Source organism: Streptomyces sp. DSM 116793, from assembly GCF_057320905.1.
In genome coordinates this window covers 5,788,337-5,805,123 of sequence record NZ_CM170494.1, presented here as the reverse complement: position 1 = coordinate 5,805,123, position 16,787 = coordinate 5,788,337, and the positions used below count along the sequence as shown (strand labels likewise).

Sequence of the window (16,787 nt, the reverse complement as noted above, 5' to 3'; positions counted from 1 at the left end):
CGGGATCGTGGGGATGGAGAAGTCCGCATGGGGCAGGAAACGCAGGCGGAGCGCGAGGAGCCGGGGGCACGCGGAGCGTGCTCCGGCGGCGGGAAGCCGGATCCGTCGGCGACCCTGCACCTGACGGCACCGCCGCCCGGGCGCGCGCCCGACGGTCCCGACGCGGAGCGGCCCGCGGCCGTGCCGGTGCCGTCGGACGGCGAGGAGGCCGCGCCCGCGGAGGGTCCGGCCGCCGCCACGGACGCGGCGGCGCGGGACACACCGGGCGGTGCCGTGGGCGAGGGGAAGCCGGACGGTTCCGAGGGCGGGGCCTCCGCCGCGGTGCCTCCTCCGGGTGCCGAAGCGGTCCGCCCCGTAAGTGCGTTGAGCAGGCTGGAGGACGACCTCTTCCGGCAGCCCTCCCCCACCTCCGCAGACGAGCCCGGCGACGCGGGCGCGGCGGCACAGGCCCCCGAGCGCACGCCCGAAACGCCCGCCGACCCCGTGGACGCCGAGGGCGGCACTCCCGCCGAACCCGAGGCCGCCGGGCCCACCCGACCCGCACCGGCCACCGGAGAAGGCACGCCCGTCCAGCCCACACGGACCGCCGAGGGCGGCACTCCCGCCGAACCCGGGGACGACGCGCCCGCACCGACCCCGGCCGCGCCCGCGCCCGCGTCCACTCCCACACCCCCACCGGCCCCCGCCGCGCCCGCACCCGCGTCCACACCCACACCCCCACCGGCCCCCGCCGCGCCCGCACCCGCGTCCACACCCACACCCCCACCGGCCCCCGTCGCGCCCGCACCGGCCTCCGCCCCCCTACCGAGCCCGCCGCCCCCCGCGGCCGTACCGGCGGCGACCGGGTACGTCCCGGTCGCGCCCGCGCCGTACCAGGGGGCGCCGGCCCCCGTCGCGCACGGCACCGTGGCCGGTGCCGTGCGGACGCAGCGCGGGGCGACGCATGTCTCGCTGCCGACGCCGAACTCCGTGCCGACCGTCGACCCGCGGCTCGCCATCGCGCTGGGGCGACCGCAGCACGGTGACTCGGTGGCCCGGCGCACAGGGCGTTCGCTGCGCAGACTGGCGCAGACCGACATGGAGCGGACCGAGCAGGCCCGGCTCGCCGTGCAGCTCCAGTCGCCGGTGAGCAGCGGCCGGGTGATCGCTGTGACGTCCATCAGGGGCGGGGTCGGCAAGACCACGGTGGCCGCACTGCTGGGCCGGGCGTACAACCGCTACCGGCACGATCCGGTGCTGACCCTGGAGGCCGACGCGGCGCTCGGCACGCTCCCGGTGCGGATGGGGGCGGAGTCGGTGCGCTGGTCCGCCATGGACCTGGTGCACCTGATGTACCCGGGCATGCAGCTCACCGACCTGACTGGTTACCTGGTGCCGGTCACGGACGGTGGCTGGCTGCTGCCCGCGAGCCAGGGCCGGGTGGGCGCGCCGCTCGACGTGCCGACGTACGTCCGGGTCACCCAGGCCCTGCGGCGCTACTTCGCGGTGACGGTGGTGGACTGCGAGACGCTGCCGGGCGAGGTGGCCCGTACGGCGATGGACATCGCGCACGCCCGGGTGGTGGTCGCCCCGATGACGGCGGAGGGCGTGAACAGCACGCGGGTCGTGCTGGACTGGCTGGCCGCGCTGCCGCGGCCGGCCCTCGGCAGCACGGTCGTCGCGCTGACCGCGCACTCGCCCGACACCACGCTCGACGCGAAGGCCGCGATCGGCCATCTCAGGGAGATCGGCGTGCCCGTGTTCCCGGTCCCCTACGACCGGCACCTGGCCCAGGGCGGGCCCATTCGCGCGCCGATGCTGGCGGAGTCGACGCGGGACGCGGCGGTGCGGATGGGGGCGGAGGTCATGGTCCGGGCGGTGACGGTTCCGTAGGCCCCGGCTTCCCTCCCGGGGGCTCCGCGCCCCCGCTGTACGGGTCACATCGGACGGGATGCATCTGCCGGCCTCGTCGTGGCTGGTCGCGCCCACGCGGCGCCGCCCCGCGCCCCTCCAGGGCGCTGCCCTGAGCTCTCGTACCGGCCACCGGCCGGCGGGGCTGTGCCCCGAGAGGGGCGCGAGGCACGCGACCAGCCCCCACCGACCACTGGCCGGAAACGAGACCGCAAGAGGCAGCCACCTCCAGGGGCGCGAGGAACTGCGCGACCAGCGCCCACCGGCCAGTGGCCGGACACGAGACCGCAAGAGGCACCGCCCCTTCCGGGCGCCCCCGCGGAGGGGAAGGTCAGACGCGTGGTGGGGTCAGGCGGTTCGCGCGCTGGTGGGGGGACTCCTGGCCGGGAATGCCGTCCGCCCCCTGGCCGGGGAGGCCCCCCTGGCCGGGCAGGCCGTCGGAGGGGCCCGCCGGGGCACCTTCTCTGCTCTCCTGACCGGGCACCGTGGGCCGCACCGCGGGCCGCGAGGCCTCGGCGCCGCCCTGGCCCAGCCGCTGGACGCCGCGCGCCGTGTCCGTGACGCCCGCGAGGAACCCCTCGGCACGCGGCGAGGCATGGGCGGTGAGCCAGGCGGGGTCGATGTCGCAGACGGCGACCTGCACGCCGGTGCCGGTCAGGGCCAGCGGCAGCGTGTGCACCACCGTGGACGGGAAGCTCACGATCGTGCGGCCGACGGGGCCGCGGCGGGCGATGAGTTCCAGCGGCAGGTCGGGGCGGACGATCTGCAGGCCGGTCTCGGTGGCCAGCCGGTGCAGCTTGTCGGTGTCCTCACGGCGGTGCGCGAAGTAGCGTGTGGCGCCGTGTTCGCGGGCCAGGGCGCGCACGGCCTCAAGATAGCGTTCGAGGTCGACGACGCCCGTCTCGACCAGGGAGGTGCCGACCAGGTCGGCGCCCTCGCCGACACGGGGCGGCCCGAAGCGCGCACGGGTCCAGCCGAAGTCGTTGGCGGTGACCCGGACCCCGTCCGGAACGTCCTGGATGGGCATCGAGGAGAAGATCTCGACCGTGCGCCGGCGTCCCGGCGTGAGCCGCCGGCGTGCCGAGGCGGAGACCGGAGCGAAGACCAGGTCACGCGCCCCGGGACGGCCACCGCGCCGGTGCCAGCGCACCAGCCGCTCCCCGCGGGCGAGCTGCGCGACGAACTCCATGGTGGCCGTGCCGTCGTCCACGACGACCAGATCACGGGCGCGGGTGATGGTCAGCAGCAGCTGGACGTAGCGGGAGAAGGGGTCGCCGATGACGATCCGGCGCGCGGCGCGCAGCAGCGGCGCGAGCCCGCGCACGGTGGCGAGCGGTGCCGTGGTGGCGCCGCGTGCCTCCTCCCACCGGACGTGATGGCCCTCGTCGCGGGCCAGCTCCGTCATCCGGCGGAGCTGCCCGCGGGTCATCGGGTCGGTGGGAGAGAGGACGACGACGGTGATCCCGGAACCGGGTCCCCGGGCAGCGAGCAGCGCCCCGCCGCCCGGCGAGCTCCCGGACGCGCCCCCTGGCGGACGCGCGGACGCGCTCTCCGACGCCCGCGCGGACGCGTCTCCCGGCGCTCGCCCGGGCGCACGCTCCGACGCGCCCCCCGCCCCCGTCCCCGGACCGTCCCCGTCGCGCAGCGCACCGTCCCGCGCGTCATCCCGCGCGCCGTCCGGTGCGTGCCGGTGGGCCCACTCCAGGACGTTGAGGAGCTGGACGGGGCTCTCGACGAAGGCGAGCGTCGGGAGGGGGGCGGCCGAGGCCGCGGCGGCGCGGGACTGGGCGGGTTCGGGGCCCGCCGGCCCGGTGCGGGGCTCACCGCTGCGGGGCTGCCCGGTGTGGGGGCTCATGTCCGGTGTCCGGGTACCGTCGGCGGCCGGCGTCAGACGGCCGCGGGCTGGGGCTCGGCGGCCTCCCGCTCGGCGACGACGCCCGCGACGCGGCGGAGCTTCTTCATCGGGCCGAGCTCCGACTCGTACACCTTCTTGACGCCGTCGCCGAGCGAGGCCTCGATGGTGCGGATGTCGCGGACGAGGCGCTGGAGCCCCTGCGGTTCCACGGAGGCGGCCTGGTCGGAGCCCCACATGGCGCGGTCCAGGGTGATGTGGCGCTCCACGAAGGTGGCGCCGAGGGCGACCGCGGCGAGCGTGGTCTGCAGGCCGGTCTCGTGGCCCGAGTAGCCGATCGGGACGTTCGGGTACTCGGACTGCAGGGTGTTGATCACGCGCAGGTTCAGCTCCTCGGCCTTGGCCGGGTACGTGGACGTGGCGTGGCAGAGCAGGATGTTGTCGGAGCCCAGCACCTCCACCGCGTGCCGGATCTGGCGGGGCGTCGACATGCCGGTGGACAGGATGATCGTCCGGCCGGTGGCGCGCAGGGTGCGCAGCAGCTCGTCGTCGGTGAGGGAGGCGGAGGCCACCTTGTGGGCGGGCACGTCGAACTTCTCCAGGAAGGCGACGGCCTCGGTGTCCCACGGCGAGGCGAACCAGGCGATGCCCTTCTCCCTGCAGTGCTCGTCGATGGCGCGGTACTCGTCCTCGCCGAACTCGACGCGGTGCCGGTAGTCGATGTACGTCATCCGGCCCCAGGGGGTGTCGCGCTCGATGTCCCACTGGTCGCGGGGGGTGCAGATCTCCGGGGTGCGCTTCTGGAACTTGACGGCGTCGCAGCCGGCCTCCGCGGCGGCGTCGATCAGCTTGAAGGCGTTGTCGAGGTCGCCGTTGTGGTTGATCCCGATCTCGCCGGTGATGTACACGGGGTGGCCGGGGCCGGCGGTCTTCGAACCGAGGGTGCGCAGACGGGAGTTGCTCATGACAGGAGCTGTCCTTACTTGTCGAGGGAGTCGAGAGAAGGGCCGAGGATCCAGCTGGCGATCTCTCGGATCGCGCCGTCGCCACCGGCGTTGGTGGTGACCGCGCGTGCGGCGCCGCGGACGACGTCATGAGCGCTCGCGACCGCCACGGGCCAGCCGACGAGGCCGAAGCACGGGAGGTCGTTGACGTCGTTGCCCGCGTAGAGCACGCGCTCCGGCGCGATGCCCTGCTCCTCGCACCACTGTTTGAGTGCGAGGTCCTTTCGGTCGACGCCGTGCAGCACGGGGATCCTGAGCTTCCGTGCGCGGGCGGCGACGACCGGGTTCTCCTCCGTGGACAGGATCAGCATGTGCAGCCCCGACCTGCGCAGGGCGGCGATGCCGAGTCCGTCGCCGCGGTGCACGGAGACGAACTCCCGTCCTTCGGAGTCGATCAGCACCCTGTCGTCGGTCTGGGTGCCGTCGAAGTCGAGTACGACCGCGTCGATGTCGTCGCGGCTCGGCAGGTGCCGGGCCGGCGGGTCCGCCGGGCCGGGGACCGGGGCCCCGAGCGTGGGGGCGCCACTTGCCGTGGCGTCCGGGCGGGCGGCGTCCGCGGCGGCGGGGCGGCCGGCGTCGAAGAGCGAGGCGAGGGCGCGGGCGCGGGCCAGGTCGTGCGGGTCGTCGACCTCCAGGACCCGCGCCGGATCGGTCCGCACCAGCTCCGTGTGGCCGAAGAACCGGTGCTGGTGCTCGCGGAACGCCGCCGCGGCCATGCCGTAGACGGCGCCGGTCTCCAGCAGGTCCTGGGGACGGTCCTGGCGGCGCGGCCGGAACGACTTGTCGTGGTTGACGCCGTAGCCGCCGCGGGTGGTGGTGGAGTCGGCGACCGCGGCGGCCTTCAGGGCCGCCTTGCCGCTCACCGTCCCGGTGTGCTGGGCGCCGATGACCGGGTCGTCGGCGGCGTCGCGCCAGACGAAGCCGTGGAAGGGCGCGACGGTGAGCGCGGTGTCGGCGCCGTGCTCCGCGATCGCCGTGACCACCTGGTCGATGTCCTCGTGGACCAGGAACGGGCTGGTGCACTGCACGAGCAGCACCAGGTCCACCCGGGCGCCGTGCAGGGCCTCGTGGGCGTCCATGGCGTGCAGCACGGCGGCCTCGCTGGTGGCCGTGTCGCCCGCGATGGCGGCGGGCCGCAGCACGACCTCGGCGCCGGCCTCGCGGGCGGCGTCGGCGATCGCCCGGTCGTCCGTGGAGACGACGACATCGGTGACCAGCCGGGCGGCCCTGCACTCCCGCACGGCCCGCACCACCAGCGGTGCGCCGCCGACCGGGGCGAGGTTCTTGGCGGGCACGCCCTTGGAACCGCCGCGCGCGGGAATCACAGCAAGCACGCGCCGAACCGGCGCCGCGGTGCCCGCTTCCGGGTGGGGCATGAGGAACTCCTAGAGGGAACAGTGGGGGTGGAGAGGGCGACGGTGGGGGGCGCGGCACGACGCGTCGTGGACAGCACCGCCCATGGCGTGGGCGGCTCGGCGGCGGTCGCGGACTCCAAGACCGGTGGGAACGGCGCCGCACGGACGGAGCCCGTCCGGCGCTTGAGGACGAGCCCGCAGGGCGACACCCGGCCCACGGCCCGCCGCCGCACGCGGGGCCTGACGCCACACGAGCAGGGCGCGACAATCAAGCCCGTCCGGCGCTTGAGGACGAGCCCGCAGGGCGACACCCGGCCCACGGCCCGCCGCCGAGCGGACAACCGCATCCCGAAGCGGCACGGCGCCCCTCACAGCTCGCCCATCCGCCGGATGACGGGAGCCACCCGCTGCACCCCGTGCCGGTAGGCACCCCGCGCGGCGCGCCGCACCACCTGCCGCACCGGCCCGGGCGCCCGGTCCACACCGGGCGCCCCCGGCAGCGGACTGCCGTCAGGACCGAGGTGGTGCCGCGCGAGGATCCCGGGCAGGTACCCGGGCGCGGTGGCCCGGGTGTAGTAGGGCCGCAGCGGCGGCAACCCGTCCCCGGCCAGCAGCGAGGCGATCCGCTCACGCGCCGCGTCGAACGACTTCTCATACGCCCCGTCGGCCGCCACCCCCTGCCGCGCCAGCCAGACCGGATCGGGCTCGGGGAGGTCGCCGTCGTCGAGCCGGTCCCAGGAGGTGAGGCAGCCGGACCCGAGGAAGTGGTGGTTGCCGAGCTTCTCGCGGATCCCGAGGTCGGTGAGGACGGCGGTCGGGATCCGGCGGTGCAGGGACTCCAGCGCGGCCGTGGAGGAGACGGTGACGAGCAGGTCGGTGCGGTCGAGCACGTCGCCCATGTGGCCGTAGACGGTCCGGAAGTTGCCGGGCAGCGCCCCCGCGCGCTGGGCGAGCCGCTGGTAGGGCAGCTCCTCGATGTGGGTGGTGTGCTCGCCGGGCTTGCTGCGCAGCTTCAGCAGCACCTCGCGGTCGGGGTGCTGCCGGGCGTGCTGGAGGAGCCGGTCCAGCAGGTAGGTGCGCTCGGCGCGGGTCTCGGGCACCGAGGGCTGCGCGGCGAAGACGACGGTGTACGGGGTGTGCGGTGCCGTGTAGGGCGCGCCGCCGAGGAAGGGCAGCGCGGTCTCGACGACCGAGGAGTCGTCGGCGCCGACGCCCGCGTAGACGCCGCGGAACCGCTCCGCGTCCTGCCGGGAGTTGGCGAGCACCAGGTCGGCGCCGTGCCGCAGCAGCAGGCCGTCGGCCAGCTTCTCGTAGACCACGCCGACGTAGCCGGTGACGACCACCGGGCGGTGGGTGCGGCCCCGCCAGGCGCGCGCGAGGCCGTGCAGGAGGGCCCCCACGCCGCCGCCGACCAGCGCGAGGACGATCACGTCCGGCAGCTCGCCGGCGGCCCCGCCGGTCTCCGCCTCGCCTCCCGCGACCGCCCCGCCCATCGCGCGCAGGAATTCGACCGCGGTCACCTCGCGGAGCGAGTCCGCGGGTATGCCGACCTCCTGAAGCTGACGGGGCGTCGGGGTGGCACGGCCGCGCAGGAGGTAGCCGTCGAGGCGGGCGTCCGACACGATGCGGGAAGCGGTGAGCGCCCCCCACTTCCACCGGGTGTCGGAGTCCGCGAGCACGGCCACCCGGGGGGGCTTCGAGGTACTTGCTGGCACGTGAGCGACGCTAGGAAGGCATTCGTAGCCGCAGCCCAACCTGATGCCAACAAACGGTTAACAGCGCGTCGACGAATGGGTAATCGGCGCCGTGACGATATGGAAAACAGCTCGGTTCACCAGACCGCCACGTGCCGTTCACCTTCCATCTCACCGCGGGTCAAGACGAATGCCGGGGCGACACCTAACGTCACCCGCGTGGTTAAGCTCTCCGTCATTGTGCCGTTCTACAACGTGCAGCAATATGCGCCCGACACATTGAGAAGCCTGCGCGCGAACGCGCGCGACGACTTCGAGTTCATTTTCGTCGACGATTGTTCGAAGGACGGCACTCCGGACATTCTGGAAAGGGCCGCGCGGGACATCCCCGGCGCCAGACTCATCAGGCACGAGCAGAACGGCGGCCTGGCGACCGCGCGGAACACCGGCATCGACGCGGCAGGCGGCGAGTACCTGACCTTCCTGGACGGCGACGACTGGCTGGCGCCCGGCTACTACCCGCGGCTCCTCGCCGCCATCGAGACGCTGGGCTGCGACTTCGTGCGCACGGACCATGTCCAGTGCACGGCGCGGGCGCGCGCGGTGCACCGGGTCCCGCACGGCCGCCGCGGCGAGGTGATGCGCCCGCGCGACGCGATCCTGCCGGCGCACCGCTCCACCTCGGTCGACTACGCCTACGCCTGGGCGGGGATCTACCACCGGCGGCTGCTCGACAAGGGTGTGCTGCACTTCAGGGACGGGCTGCGCACGGCGGAGGACCGGCCGTGGATCTGGAAGCTGCACCGGGAGGCGGAGTCCTTCGCGGCGGTCAGCCTGCTGGGCGTCTTCTACCGGCGCGGCGTGGCGTCCTCCCTGACGCAGATCGGGGACACACGCCAGCTCGACTTCATCCGGGCGTTCGACCAGGTGATCCAGGAGACCGCCGAGGATCCCGACGCGGACAGCCTGCTGCCGAAGGCGGTGCGCACCTACTGCGCGATCATCTCCCACCATCTGGGTTCCATCGAAAGGTTCGAACCACCCGTGGCCCGCAAACTGAAGGCGATGAGCACGGCGGCGCTGAAGCGTATGCCGCAGCCGGTCCTGGAGGAGGCGCTCGACTCCATGGACATCGAGCGCGCCAGCCGGCTGCGGCGGCTGCGCCGGCGCCCGGTGCCGGCCGGGGAGGCCGCCGCGTGAGCACCACGGCCCTCCCGGGTGCGGCGCCGCGGGGCGCCCGCCGCCGTACCACCAGGATCTACTGCGCCTCCACGCTGTACGGCGCGGCGACCCTGGCCGCGGCCATCGACGCGGACTGCTTCACGGCGCCGGACCGCGCGATCCTGCTCGTCCTGAACAACGCGGCGACGCCCGAGACCACGCCCCCGCTCGACGAGATGGCGGGCTTCGAGCGGCTGCGGCACCGCTTCGACGACGTCCTGTCGTGGAACGAGACGATCTTCCCGTTCCACCCCGGCGGCTGGTCCCCGCGCCCGGACGACATCCCGCTGTGGGAGCGGTACCTGCGGCTCGCCTGGGGCCTCGGCGACGACGCGGTGGAGCTGGCCGTGGAGTCCATCCAGGTCAACCCGGCGCTGGCGATCACCCAGATCTTCACGGGCGCTCCCATCGACGTCTACGCCGACGGCCTGATGAGCTACGGGCCCACCCGGAACAAGCTGGACCCGCTGGTGGGCACCCGGGTGCGGCGGCTGCTCCACCTGGACCTGGTGCCGGGCCTCACGCCGCTGCTGCTGACCGAGTTCGACGTGCCGCCGCAGATCGTGCCCACCGAGGTCTTCGTGAAGGTGCTCGGCGAGCTGGGCGACGCGGCCGCCGCCGGCCTGCCCGAGCTGCGCGGGCCCGCGCTGCTGCTCGGCCAGTACCTGTCCGCGCTGGAGATCCTCACCGGCGAGGAGGAGGAGAACCTGCACGTGCGGATGGTGCGGGGCGCGGTCGGGCTGGGCCACAGGAAGATCGTCTTCAAGCCGCACCCGATGGCTCCGGCGCGCTGGTCGCGGCTGCTGGAGGAGGAGGCCGAGAAGCTGGGCGCCGAGCTGACCGTGCTCGACACCCCCGTCCTCGCCGAGGTGCTCTACCAGCGGATGCAGCCCGCGCTGGTCGTCGGCTGCTTCTCCACGGCGCTCTTCACCGCCGCCACCTTCTACGGCCTGCCGGTCGCCCGGCTCGGCACGGAGGTGCTGCTGGAACGCCTCACCCCGTACCAGAACAGCAACCGGGTGCCCGTCACGATCGTGGACGCGCTGCTGCCCGAGCTGACCGACCGGGCGATGGTGGAGGCCCAGCTCATCGACCCGGCCAAGCAGGAGCTGACCGGTCTGGTCACGGCGGTCGGCTTCGCCATGCAGCCGAAGATCTACCCGGACCGCCGCCAGGACGCCGAGGCGTATCTCTCCCGGCATCTGAACGCGCACACCTGGCGCTACTTCAAACGGCGCCGGCTCACCGCGCTGGCCCTGCCGGGCGCCGTACCCGCACAGCTCGCGTTCATCCCGCGCAATGCCCGGCTGCGCCGCGTGGTCCGCCAGGCGCGGGCGCTGCGGCGCTCGGCGCGGCGGTAGGGGCGGCGGCACGCAGGGCGCCAGGGTCGCCGGCCTGTCGCCGGCCTGTCGGCGGTGGGGAGGCGGCCGTGGGGGCGTGGCCGGGGCGTGGGGGCGTGGCCGTACGGCCGTGGGGGGCGGTCGTACGACCGTGGGGGCGGCGGTCGTGCGCCGTGGGCCGGCGGTCGTGCGCAGGTAGGCGTGCCGGGTGCGGCGGTAGCGCCTCCTCCGCGCGGTCGGCCCGGCGTTGGCGCGCCCAGTCCCTCGACGTGGCCGGGCCGGGCGCGGGAGGAGAACGTCGGGTGGGTGGCGCGGAGGAGGCGCGACGACTCCCGGATGGCGTTCGGGCAACGGTTCGGCAAACAGGGCCGGACCCCAGGTGAACTCATGGTGTCGGCCCGGCGAACCGCTTATTTTCGTACCGGTTCTCGGGTTGTGCGGGTTTTACGCTGGCCGCTCCGGGCGCGCGCCTGTGCGCCCCCGTAGTTGAGCGCACGCCCCGAAGGGACACCCGTGACGATCACTCCCGAGGACTCGCGCGGTCCCCTGGCCCCGGACACGCCGGACAGCCCCGGGACGCCCGCGGTACGGCCCCCGGACCGGCCCGGGGCCCGGCGCGTCACCCGCCTCGCCCTCCCTCCGGAGACCCGGGCCGCCATCCCGGGGCCGCGAAGGCCGGCGGAGCGCGGCGGCGGCCGGCTGCGCGCGCTGGACGGGCTGCGCCTGGTCGCCGCGCTGATGGTGGCCCTCTACCACTACGGCGGCCGGGACGGCGAGGTCACCAGCGCCTGGGGCGGCTCGCCGCGGCACCAGTTCCCGACGCTGCACGGCTGGTTCGCGTACGGCTGCCTCGGGGTGCAGATCTTCTTTGTGATCAGCGGCTTCGTGATCTGCATGAGCGGCTGGGGGCGGCCCCTGCGGTCGTTCTTCGCCTCCCGGGTCGCCCGGCTGATGCCCGCGTACTGGGTGGCGGTGGTGCTGGTGACGGCCGTCTTCGCGCTGCCGCCGGTGGTGTACGAGGCGGTGTCGCCGAGCGACGCCCTGGTGAACCTGACGCTGCTCCAGCAGCCGCTGGGCGCCGACCGGGTGCTGGGCGTGTGCTGGACGCTCTGGGTGGAGATCCGGTTCTACGCGCTCTTCGCGCTCTGCCTGGTGCTGCCGGGCGTCACCCGGCGCCGGGTGGTGCTGTTCTGCGCGGTGTGGACGATGGCCGCGGCGATCGCGCAGGCGGCGGACGAGCCCCTGCTCAACCTGGTGCTGATGCCCGAGTACGCCTCGTACTTCATCGGCGGCATGGGCCTGTACCTCCTGCACCGCAACCGCCGGGACGCCATGGCCTGGGGCATCGTGGTGGTGAGCTGGCTGACCGGCCAGCGCTACGCGGTGGCGGGCCTGTGGCACGCGCCCGACCCGCACTTCTTCTCGTACCGCTCGGCCTCGGTGATCATCCTGATCGTCACCCTCGGGTATGTGCTCGTCGGCGCCATCGCGCTGGGCGCCCTGAAGTGGGCCGACTGGCGCTGGCTGACCGTCGCCGGGGCGCTCACCTACCCGTTCTACCTGGTGCACGAGCACCTGGGCTGGGTCGCGATACGGGAACTGCACCGCGGCCTCGGCGTGCCGTCCTGGGCGACGTTCGCCCTCACCATCGCGGGCATGCTGCTGCTCGCCTGGCTCCTCAACCGCTACGTCGAGAAGCGGGCGACGCCGCTGCTGCGCCGGTCCCTCACGGCGCCCTCACCCCGGTAGGCGCTTTCCCGCGCACTGCGCGGCCGGCCACGACGCGCCCGCGGCGGGCCACCGGGCCCAGCCCCTTGCGGTCGTCTCCCCGGCCACCGGCCGGTTGGGGGGCTCGGGCCGTTCCCCGCGCCCCGCCCGCACCCCCCGGAGAACCGCGTTTCCCGCACCCCCCGGAGAACCGCGTTCCCCCCACCCCCGGAGAACCGGGGGAACCCGGCCACGGATTCCCGGCGCGAATTCCCGGAAGTGAATTCCCCGTGGCGCGGCAATGAACGATTTCTTCATCTGCGCGCCCCCGGACCGCCATCCCCCACCCGGCATAGTCGTCCGCGCCCGGGGAAGCCGCTGCCACAGCGGAAAGACCACCCGGCAAACCGGAGTCCATGAGCCACCGCGGTTGTCGTGGCCCCTTCTCCACTCGAACGGTCCACGCGGGACCGCGCATGCCTGATATGCCGACTCCATACTGAAAACTACCCTTGCCGTGGCCGCCCCCACCGGTCCGATCCGCATGGCCCCACCCATCCGCATCGTGAAGGTTCGCCCATGACAACAGCGCACGAGACCGCCCCCCTGCCCCGGGAACTCAGCGACGTCCGCGGCTGGTTCCCCGCCCTTGACCAAGTCCTCTTCGAGTGGCTGCTGACCCGGCAGGAGAGCCGGGGCCAGCGCGGCGACCTGCTGGAGCTGGGCGTGTTCATGGGCAAGAGCGCGATCTTCCTGGGCCGGCACCTGAAGGAGGGCGAGACCTTCACCGTCTGCGACCTCTTCGAGTCCGACGCGCCCGACCAGGCGAACGGCAACGAGATGAAGAAGTCGTACGCGACGCTCACCCGGGAGGCATTCGAGCGGAACTACCTCTCGTTCCACGACGCGCTGCCCACCGTCCTGCAGGGCCCCAGCACGCTGGCCGCCGGGCACGTGGCACCGGCCTCCTGCCGGTTCGTGCACATCGACGCCTCGCACCTGTACGAGCACGTGCACGGCGACATCGCCACCGCCCAGAAGGTGCTGGCGCCAGGCGGGGTGGTGGTCCTGGACGACTTCCGGTCGGAGCACACGCCCGGGGTGGCCGTCGCCACCTGGGAGGCGGTGCTCAACCGCGGGCTGCGGCCGATCTGCCTGAGCACCCAGAAGCTCTACGGGACCTGGGAGGACCCGGGGCCCATCCAGGACGAGCTGATCGCCATGGCCGAGGCCCGCGACGACTGCGGGGTGAGCCTCCAGGAGGCCGCCGGGCACCGCCTCGTCCGGCTCCGCTCACGGGGCATGCGCGCCCCCGACTTCCCGCACTCGCGGCACGGCGCGCCCGCCCCCGCCGCACCGCACACGCCCCCGGCGCCCGCGAGCCCGGGCGGCAGCCGGGGCCCCGGCGGCAAGGGCGCACGCACCTCCGCCGCCCGTATCGCCGCGGACGTCCTGCCGCCGGTCATCACACGCGCGGTGCGGCGCAGCAGGGCGCGCCGGCAGGGCCGCGCCTGACGGCTCACCCGGGGGCCGCGCCCGGCCGGGCCGCCCAGGGCGGACCCCGGCGGATCGCCCGGGTCGGCGCCCGGGTCGGCGCCCGGGATGCCCTCGGAGGGCGTCACAGCCCGGTCACCCGACGCCGTCCGGCGGGTGGCCGGACGCCGTGCCCGACCGGGCGCCTCCGAGGGCCTGACGGCCCACCTGACCCACCACGGCCCGCGGCCGGCTCCTTCGCAGGGTCCGCGCCCCTGAAGGACGGCCGGGGCCGCCCTCCAGGTAAGGGGCCACCCCGACAGGGGGCGCGGGGAACTGCGCGAGCGACCCACCACCCGCCGGCGGTCCGGAAACGGCAGAAACCGCCCCCGGGGACGGAGCCGTCAGAACACGTCCCGAGGGACGTATGCGCCCCACACGTCCCGGAGGGCGTTGCAGACCTCGCCGACGGTGGCCCGGGCGCGCAGCGCCTCCTTCATGGGGTACAGGACGTTGTCGGACTCCCCCTCCGCCGCCTTCCGCAAGGCGGACAGCGCCGCGTCCACCGCGGCGCCGTCCCGCTCCGCGCGCAGCCGGGCCAGCCGCTCCGCCTGCTGCCGCTCGATCGCCGGATCGACCCGCAGCGGCTCGTACGGCTCCTCCTCGTCGATGGTGAAGCGGTTGACCCCGACGACGACCCGCTCCCCCGCATCGGTCTCCTGGGCGATACGGTACGCGCTGCGCTCGATCTCGGCCTTCTGGAAGCCCTGCTCGATCGCGTTCACCGCCCCGCCGAGCTCCTCGACCCGCTCCATCAGGCCGACGATGGCGGCCTCCAGATCGTCCGTCATCCGCTCCATGACGTAGGAGCCCGCGAACGGGTCCACCGTCGCCGTCACATCGGTCTCGTGCGCCAGCACCTGCTGGGTGCGCAGCGCGAGCCGCGCGCTCTTGTCGGTGGGCAGCGCGATGGCCTCGTCGAACGAGTTGGTGTGCAGCGACTGCGTACCGCCCAGCACCGCGGCCAGGCCCTGCACGGCCACCCGCACCAGGTTCACCTCGGGCTGCTGGGCGGTCAGCTGGACCCCGGCGGTCTGGGTGTGGAAGCGCAGCATCTGCGACTTCGGGTTCCGCGCACCGAACTCCTCGCGCATCACCCGCGCCCAGATCCGCCGGGCCGCCCGGAACTTGGCGACCTCCTCGAGGATCGTGGTGCGCGCCACGAAGAAGAACGACAGCCGGGGCGCGAAGTCGTCGACGTCCATCCCGGCCGCGACGGCCGTGCGGACGTACTCGATGCCGTCCGCGAGGGTGAACGCGATCTCCTGCGCGGGCGTGGCCCCCGCCTCCGCCATGTGGTAGCCGGAGATCGAGATCATGTTCCAGCGGGGGATCTCCGCCTTGCAGTACTTGAAGATGTCCGCGACGAGCCGCAGCGACGGCTTCGGCGGGAAGATGTACGTGCCGCGGGCGATGTACTCCTTGAGGACGTCGTTCTGGATGGTGCCGGTCAGCTTCCCGGCCGGCACCCCCTGCTCCTCGGCCACCAGCTGGTACAGCAGCAGCAGGAGCGCCGCGGGCGCGTTGATCGTCATCGACGTGGAGACCTTGTCCAGCGGGATCCCGTCGAACAGCACCCGCATGTCGTCGATGGAGTCGACGGCCACGCCCACCTTGCCGACCTCGCCGTGCGCGAGGGGCGCGTCCGAGTCGTGGCCCATCTGCGTGGGCAGGTCGAACGCGACGGACAGCCCCGCGGTGCCGTGCTCGATGAGCTGGCGGTAGCGGGCGTTGGACTCCACCGCCGTGCCGAAGCCCGCGTACTGCCGCATGGTCCAGGGCCGGCCCGTGTACATGGTCGGGTACACGCCCCGGGTGAACGGGTACGCGCCCGGCTCGCCGAGCCGCTCGGCCGCGTCCCAGCCCCGCAGCGAGTCCGGCCCGTACACCGGCTCGATGGGCAGTCCGGATTCCGACTCGCGCGCCATGGTGGGGCCTCCCGCTGGAGCCGCCGGCGGGCCACCGGCCGGGCTCCACTAGTGGTGAACGATGGGTGGGGTCAGGCAGTGCCGGCGTCCGGCGACGCCGCCACTGGAGGACGGACAGTAAGGACGATGACCAAAGGCGGAATTGCGCCGATCTTGCGACGGACTGTAGCGGCCACCGAGCGGCCGGTGGAGGGCCACACGCTGGGACCTTCCTCACAGCATGCGTCCGGGTGCCCGGAACCGCGCGGTCCATGACGGGATCGTGACGGTCCACCGCCCACGGAACGCGGCCGGATTCGGGTTCACCACGGTGCGGGGCCGGGAAGCATCCTTCTCGGCAGCCGAGCAGAGCCCGGGGGGACTCATGCGCACACCCGTGCAGTCCGTGGCACGTCTCGCCGTCGCGGTCGCCGTGGTCACGGCACTGGCGGTGCTGAGCGGCTGCCGTCCGGTCCAGGTGACCGGCGCCGCGGGCAGCCCCGCGGCCCGGCCGCCGTCGCCGCCGTCCGCGCCCACCCCGGCCGCCCCCCGGGTGAGCCCCGCCCCGCGGCACACCACCGAGGCCCCCGCGCCGCACGCCCCGGCCACGCCCCGGCCGGTGCTGCTGATGGCCGAGGGCAGCGAGAGCGGGCAGGTGCGCGAACTCCAGGCGCGGCTGCGCACGCTGTCCTACTTCGGCCGTAACCCGACCGGCTACTACGGCACCGTCACCGCCGCGGCGGTCAGCGCCTTCCAGGGCGCCCACGGTCTGCCCCGTACCGGCGGCACCGACCGGACCACCTGGCAGCGGCTGGTGGCCCTGACCCACGCGCCGTCCCACGACGAGCTGTACCCGCCGACGACCCTGCCGGTCGGCAGGCCGGATCCGCGGTGTCTGACGGGGCGGGTGCTGTGCATCAGCAAGAAGAGCCGCAGCCTGTCCTGGATGATCGACGGCCGGACGCTCTCGTCGATGGACGTCCGCTTCGGGTCGGAGTACACCCCCACCCGCGAGGGCTCCTTCAAGGTCTTCTTCAAGTCCCGGCACCACGTCTCGACGATCTACCACACGCCCATGCCGTACGCGATGTTCTTCAGCGGCGGCCAGGCCGTCCACTACTCCGCGGACTTCGCCGCGCGGGGCTACAGCGGGGCGAGCCACGGGTGCGTCAATGTGCGCGACAAGAAGAAGATCGCCGCGTTGTTCGACGCGGTCAGAACCGGCGACAAGGTGATCGTCTACTGACGGCGTGCCCGGCACCGGGGTTCGTGCCCACGGCGATC

At 74.1% G+C, this 16,787-nt stretch carries 11 protein-coding genes; 6 read left to right on the top strand and 5 right to left on the bottom strand.

Annotated elements, in window-relative coordinates; genetic code table 11:
- The first annotated feature begins 27 nt into the window (after positions 1-27).
- Positions 28-1,872 (top strand): CpaE/TadZ family protein, encoded by a 1,845-nt coding sequence (locus tag ACSMXW_RS22775; RefSeq protein WP_485798885.1) that lies wholly within the window; start codon positions 28-30, stop codon positions 1,870-1,872.
- 349 nt (positions 1,873-2,221) lie between these two features.
- Here the strand turns inward: ACSMXW_RS22775 and ACSMXW_RS22770 are convergent, their stop codons facing one another.
- From ACSMXW_RS22770 to ACSMXW_RS22755, 4 genes are all read right to left on the bottom strand, one after another.
- A complete protein-coding gene (locus ACSMXW_RS22770) occupies positions 2,222-3,745 on the bottom strand; it encodes a hypothetical protein (RefSeq protein ID WP_485798883.1) in 1,524 nt (507 codons plus the stop codon).
- 32 nt (positions 3,746-3,777) lie between these two features.
- Positions 3,778-4,707 (bottom strand): N-acetylneuraminate synthase family protein, encoded by a 930-nt coding sequence (locus ACSMXW_RS22765; protein WP_485798881.1) that lies wholly within the window; start codon positions 4,705-4,707, stop codon positions 3,778-3,780.
- Positions 4,708-4,721: 14 nt separating this feature from the next.
- Positions 4,722-6,122, bottom strand: coding sequence for a cytidylyltransferase domain-containing protein (locus tag ACSMXW_RS22760; RefSeq protein WP_485798879.1), 1,401 nt, complete (start codon positions 6,120-6,122; stop codon positions 4,722-4,724).
- 347 nt (positions 6,123-6,469) lie between these two features.
- Positions 6,470-7,816, bottom strand: a complete 1,347-nt coding sequence (locus ACSMXW_RS22755) for a DUF6716 putative glycosyltransferase (RefSeq protein ID WP_485798877.1) — start codon at positions 7,814-7,816, stop codon at positions 6,470-6,472.
- Positions 7,817-8,014: 198 nt separating this feature from the next.
- Here ACSMXW_RS22755 and ACSMXW_RS22750 point away from each other — a divergent pair, with 198 nt between their 5' ends.
- From ACSMXW_RS22750 to ACSMXW_RS22735, 4 genes are all read left to right on the top strand, one after another.
- Positions 8,015-8,995 (top strand): glycosyltransferase family 2 protein, encoded by a 981-nt coding sequence (locus ACSMXW_RS22750; protein ID WP_485798875.1) that lies wholly within the window; start codon positions 8,015-8,017, stop codon positions 8,993-8,995.
- Positions 8,992-10,377 carry a polysialyltransferase family glycosyltransferase gene (locus tag ACSMXW_RS22745; RefSeq protein WP_485798873.1) on the top strand — a complete coding sequence of 462 codons (1,386 nt, stop codon included), beginning with the start codon at positions 8,992-8,994 and terminating at the stop codon, positions 10,375-10,377. The genes ACSMXW_RS22750 and ACSMXW_RS22745 overlap by 4 nt, the downstream gene beginning before the upstream one ends.
- 498 nt (positions 10,378-10,875) lie before the next feature.
- Complete coding sequence (locus tag ACSMXW_RS22740) at positions 10,876-12,105, top strand: acyltransferase family protein (RefSeq protein WP_485808227.1); 1,230 nt, start codon at positions 10,876-10,878, stop codon at positions 12,103-12,105.
- Positions 12,106-12,642: 537 nt separating this feature from the next.
- A complete protein-coding gene (locus tag ACSMXW_RS22735) occupies positions 12,643-13,578 on the top strand; it encodes a class I SAM-dependent methyltransferase (protein WP_485798871.1) in 936 nt (311 codons plus the stop codon).
- A gap of 362 nt (positions 13,579-13,940) precedes the next feature.
- On the opposite strand, the gene ACSMXW_RS22730 is transcribed toward ACSMXW_RS22735, so the two are convergent.
- Complete coding sequence (locus ACSMXW_RS22730; RefSeq protein WP_485798869.1) at positions 13,941-15,524, bottom strand: acyl-CoA mutase large subunit family protein; 1,584 nt, start codon at positions 15,522-15,524, stop codon at positions 13,941-13,943.
- 364 nt (positions 15,525-15,888) lie between these two features.
- On the opposite strand from ACSMXW_RS22730, the gene ACSMXW_RS22725 reads away from it, so the two are divergent.
- Positions 15,889-16,749: a L,D-transpeptidase family protein gene (locus ACSMXW_RS22725; RefSeq protein WP_485798867.1), complete on the top strand. Its 861-nt coding sequence runs from the start codon at positions 15,889-15,891 to the stop codon at positions 16,747-16,749.
- Positions 16,750-16,787 lie beyond the last annotated feature (38 nt).